At 74.8% G+C, this 4,901-nt stretch carries 4 protein-coding genes and 1 pseudogene; 2 read left to right on the top strand and 3 right to left on the bottom strand.

Going from position 1 to position 4,901, the window contains the following annotated elements; all coding sequences use genetic code 11:
• The first annotated feature begins 146 nt into the window (after positions 1-146).
• Together AB0G02_RS28175 and AB0G02_RS28180 are read left to right on the top strand one after the other, a co-directional pair.
• Positions 147-986 (top strand): PD-(D/E)XK nuclease family protein, encoded by an 840-nt coding sequence (locus AB0G02_RS28175; RefSeq protein WP_360799531.1) that lies wholly within the window; start codon positions 147-149, stop codon positions 984-986.
• Positions 987-996: 10 nt separating this feature from the next.
• Positions 997-1,365, top strand: coding sequence for a hypothetical protein (locus AB0G02_RS28180; RefSeq protein ID WP_360799534.1), 369 nt, complete (start codon positions 997-999; stop codon positions 1,363-1,365).
• Between the two features lie 58 nt (positions 1,366-1,423).
• Here AB0G02_RS28180 and AB0G02_RS28185 read toward each other — a convergent pair whose 3' ends face one another.
• The 3 genes and pseudogenes from AB0G02_RS28185 to AB0G02_RS28195 all read right to left on the bottom strand — a co-directional run.
• The gene (locus tag AB0G02_RS28185; RefSeq protein ID WP_360799537.1) at positions 1,424-2,296 is read right to left on the bottom strand and encodes an alpha/beta hydrolase; all 873 of its coding nucleotides are present in this window, start codon (positions 2,294-2,296) and stop codon (positions 1,424-1,426) included.
• Between the two features lie 42 nt (positions 2,297-2,338).
• On the bottom strand, positions 2,339-3,655 hold the full coding sequence (locus tag AB0G02_RS28190) for a hypothetical protein (protein ID WP_360799540.1): 1,317 nt from the start codon (positions 3,653-3,655) through the stop codon (positions 2,339-2,341).
• Positions 3,656-4,575: 920 nt separating this feature from the next.
• Positions 4,576-4,901 (bottom strand): annotated as a pseudogene (locus AB0G02_RS28195) (hypothetical protein); the annotation flags it as partial.

The following is a 4,901-nucleotide window of genomic DNA, read 5'->3' on the forward strand; positions in this document are numbered from 1 at the left end:
GATCCGCCGACGATCGAAGAGCGTGATCGCCGGCGGATGAGTCGCGAACGACCGACTTCCAGGCGACCGAGCCGCCGCCTGCGGAGCAGCGGCCATCAACACAGCGGCCATCAACACTGTCGGACCCCCTCGGTAGCGTTGGGTGGGTGCAGGAACAGTTGGGGTTCGACTTCGGCGCGATGCCGAAGAAGCTGGTGCGGGTGACGCCGGCCAAGCTCGCCACGTGGGCCGACTGCCCGCGTCGGTTCCGCATGGCCTACCTGGACCGGCCCTCGCCGCCGCGCGGTGGGGCGTGGGCGCACAACACCCTGGGCGCGGTCGTGCACAACGCGCTCAAGGCGCTGTTCGACCTGCCCGCCGCCCGCCGCTCCCCGGAGCAGGCGGTGGCGCTGCTGCACCGGCAGTGGAAGAACGACGGCTTCCGGGACGCCGAGCAGGCCGCCGTGTACCGCGACCGGGCGGTCGGGTGGGTGCGCGACTACGTCACCGAGCTGGACACGTCGATCGAACCGGTCGGCATCGAGCGCTGGGTGTCCACCCCCACGTCCAAGATCGTCGCGGAGGGCCGGGTCGACCGGATCGACCTGCGCGACGGCGAACTGGTGATCGTCGACTACAAGACCGGTCGGCACGCGCTGACCGTGGACGACGCGCGCGGCTCGCAGGCCCTGGCCCTGTACGCGCTGGCGGCGCGGCGCACCTTGCGCAAGCCGTGCCACCGGGTCGAGCTGCACCACCTGCCCACGGGCACGGTGGCGGTGTGGGAGCACACCGAGGAGAGCCTGGGCAGGCACGTGACGCGGGCCGAGGAGGCGGCGGACGAGCTGCGGCTGGCCACCGACACCCTGGAGGCGGGCGGCGACCCGGAGATCCTGTTCCCGCCGCGCACCGGCAGGCAGTGCACCTGGTGTGACTTCCGCCGCTCCTGCGCCGACGGGCAGCAAGCGGCGCCGACGCTCGACCCGTGGGCGTTGCTCGCGCCGTAGAGTTGGCCGCGTGACGATGGTGGACAGCGGACGCGAACCACGCCTGGCCAGGCTGTGGCGCGGCGTCAGCGGCGCACTCGCCGTCGGCTTGGCGCTGCTGGCGCTGGCGATGATCGGCGTGCAGGTCTACGCGGGCGTCCACGACCTGCCCGGTCCGGGCCTCGGCGTCGTGGTCGGGCACGTCGTGGCGGGCGCGGGCGCGGGGGTGGGCCCGGGCGGGGGGCGCCCCCCCCCCCGGGTGGGGCTCGTTGTGGCGGCGGGCGCCGCGGTGGTGGCCCAGGTCGTGGCCGACCGCCGCCGAGGTTGGGTCGTGGCGGCGTGCGGCGTGGTGGTCGTCCTGCTGGTGGCCGGAACCCTGTGGCTGTACTGGTGGGCGTGACGACGCGCTGACCCGGCCGCGGTCGACGAATCGCAGCCGCCGGACCGGTGCCGGCGGGTCAGGACAGCCAGGCCCGCCAGGTCGGCAGGAGCGTGGCCAGCAGCGCGTCCGGTGCCTCGGTGTTGGGTGAGTGCATGACGCCGGACAGCACGGCGAAGTCGGCGTCGAGGCGTTCGGCCATGTCCCGCTGGCTCGCGGCCGACCAGGCGTCGTCCAGCTCCCCGCACACCACCAGGCACGGGATGCCACCCGACCGCGCGACACGGGCCAGCTTGGCGACCAGGTCCGGCTCCGTGCGCAGCGCCTCGCCCATGCCCAGCAGCCCGACGGGCGACGAGCGGACGAACCGCTCGCGGTAGAAGTCCTTGAGCTCCTGCGGCACCGACCGCCAGGCCGGGTTCAGCGCGTACCGGGTCTCGTTCACCTGCACCGCCGCCTCGATGCCCTGTTCGCGGAGCACGATCTCGCCGTAGTCCAGCGCGGTGCGGCGGGTACCCGGCGGCAGCTCCGACGGGCCGGACGACATCAGCGTCAACCCCGAGACGGGCGCACCGGCCACCACCGCGCCGCGCGCCACCAGACCGCCGAACGAATGTCCCAGCAGCAGCACGCGCCTGCCGTCGGCGGCCAGCTTCGCGGCCAGTTCCGCGACCACCGCGCCCAGCGCCTCCGGCCGGTAGTCGGACTCCAGCGGGGGGCCGGACGACTCGTACTGGCCCGGCAGGTCGATCGCCACGACCTCGACGCCCGCGTCGGAGATCGGGTCGACCAGCGGCGCGAAGTCCTCCTTCGACCCGGTGTAGCCGGGCACCAGCAGGGCGGTGGCACCGAGGTCGCGACCGGCGGCGGGCGCGCGCAGGGCCGCGATCGGGCCGTGCCTGCCGGGCAGGTCGACGCGGTGCGCCCGGTGCGGGCTGAGCTGCGAGTGCACGTGTGGCAGTCTGCCGCACCCGCCGCCCGGCCGCGTGGTGCGTTACCGCAGTGCGACGAGCGTGCCGCCGCGCTGTTCCAGCACGACGGGGCCCTCGGTGGCCATCTCGACCGGACCGGTGTGGTCGTCGCGGTCGACCGGCAGCGAGGCGATCTCCTCGCCGGTGACCTGGTCGAGCACCTTCAACCCGTTCTTCACCGGCAGCAGCAGCCGGCCCGCGAGCGTGGTGCCCGCGCCGAGGGTGTCGTTCGCCGTCCACAGCGGGTTCAGGTCGTTCAGCGACAGCGCCACCGTCTTCGACCCGGTGAACCAGTAGGTGTTCGCGGTGCTGGTGAACGTCGACGCCACCCGACCGGGCGGGTCGCCCGCGAGCTCCTCGGCGGTCACGTCGACCGGGTAGGTGCCGACCGAGGCGCCGGTCTCGGAGTCGAACACCACGAGCCGGCCCGGCACGGCCAGCGCGACCCGGGTGGCGGTCACCGCGATCACCCGCGCACCGGTCTCACCGGTCACGGTGGTGGTGATGACCTGCGGCTCGTCGGACTTCTCCGGGTTCGGCTTGAGGATCGTGAGCCGGTCGGACGGGTCCAGCGCGGGGCAGCGCTCGATCAGCGCGACCTTGCCGCCGGTGACCGCGAACGAGTGGTACGTGCACCCGGTGCGCGGCTGCTTGTTCGGGTTCACGATGGCGCGCAGCGCGCCGTACTCCAGCGAGCGGACCAGGTCGTCGCGGCGGTAGACCTCCACGTACGTCCCGCCGGTGGTGAGGACGTGCGAGCCCTCGTTCAGCAGGCGGGTGCCGAGCTCGGCGTCACCGTTGCGCTGCGGTCCGCGCTTGCCGGAACCGAGTTCGAGGGTCGTGACCTCGGAGCAGTTGACGTCCTTGTGGTAGACCGCGAACACCCGGCCCCACGCCGTCGAGACCGTGCACAGCGGCAGGTCGCGGGCGTAGCGCCAGCGGACGTCGCCGGTCAGCGCGTCGCGGCCGACGACCTCGCCGCCGTCGGCCGTGACGACGACCGAGTCGAGGTTCGCCGGCACCGGCGTCGCGCCGCTGGGGGCACGCCAGATCTCGGACAGCGTCGGCGGCAGCGCCGTGACGGGTTGCAGCGGGGTGATCTCCGACGGGCCGGTCTGGCTGACCGTGTTGCGCGCGTCGCTGGTGAGCCACAGGACCAGGCTCGCGACCAGGACGGCCACCACGACCAGGGTGAGGCCGATGAAGTCACCTCTGGTGCGCCACGACCTGGCGGGCAGCGGTTCGGGGGTCTCGTCCTGCGGCTCGACGGGCTCGGCCAGGACGTCTTCCCCGTCCACCGCGACCTGCCCGTTCGACTCCGCCTGCTCCGGCTGGCCCACTGCCCGGCTCCTGATGGTCGGTGATCTATCGCGTTCAGTCTGGCGACATGCTGCCACCACCGGGAAGAGGTCGGTGTGAGGCGGCGTCCCCGGCTTCGCCCGAGATCGATCCGAGACCCGTCCGAGCCCCGCAAAAACCCAGGTCCCGCAACCCCCGCCGGCACCCTCCCACACCCCGCACCCGGCCCCGTTTACCTGGCCCCAGGGCTGGCGTGCCGCACCCCGCGCCTGGCCCCGTTGGCCTCGGCCTGGACCGGAGCCGGCGTGCCGCACCCGCGCCTGGCTCCGTCCGTCTGGACCGGAGCTGGCCTGCCGTGGGCTTGGCCGGGGTCCGCCTGCCTGGGGCGCGTCTGCCTGGCCCGCCGGGCGGGAGGTCATCTGCCGGGAGCGCGTCCGACGGGGCTCGTCTGCCGAGGTGCCCGTCTGTCGGGGTGCCTGTCGACCGGGGGCGTCTGCCGAAGCCCGGCTGCCGGTCCCGTGTGCCGGGGGCCCGGAGCCGGCGGCGGCCGCCACCTGCTGGGGCCTGTCCGCCGAAGTCCCGTCCGCACCGGGCTGCCGTCTGCCGCCAGCCGGCGGTGTGGGGCTGGCGGCGGTGGGCTGGCGGCGGTGGGGCCGGCAGGTCGAGCCAGCGGCGGTGGCCTGGCGGCGGTGGCCGGCGGTGTGGGGCTGGCGGCGGTGGGCCGGTGGGTCGGGCTGGCAGGTCTGGCCGGTGGGTGCGGCTGGCGGACCGGGCCGGCGGGTGGGGCTGGTCGGGGGGTCGGGGTGGTTCGCGGCTCCTCGTTTTCAACCGAGGTGCGGTAACAGCGTTTCCGTACATATCCGGGCGATGATCACCCGATCGTGTGGCCGTCGCGGTCGGGCAGCGCTTGGGTGGCGCTGCCCACCACGATCATGCCGGTCAGGCCCGGTTGCTGCCCGTCCTACTCGGCGGGAGCGGCGTCGGCGGAGTCGCCGCCGCCCGTGCGGCGACGCCGGCGCCTGCGGGGGCGGTCGCCCTCGCTCGACTTGGCTTCGGAGGGCTCGGACGTCGGCGCTCCGGCGGTCACCTCGGCCGACGTCTCGCCGCCCGTGGCGGCTTCGCCCGGCGCCACGCCACCGCGGCTGCGGCGACGGCGGCGGGGTCGCGTGCCGCCTTCCTCGCCCGCACCCGCGCCCGAGCCGGCTCCCGCGGCGGCACCCCTGCCCGCGCTCGTACCGCCCGCGGAGGCCGGTGCCGCGGCGCCCGCACGGCCGGTGCGCCGGGGCG

This window comes from Actinosynnema sp. NPDC023658, from assembly GCF_040639995.1.
Lineage (GTDB): Bacteria > Actinomycetota > Actinomycetes > Mycobacteriales > Pseudonocardiaceae > Actinosynnema.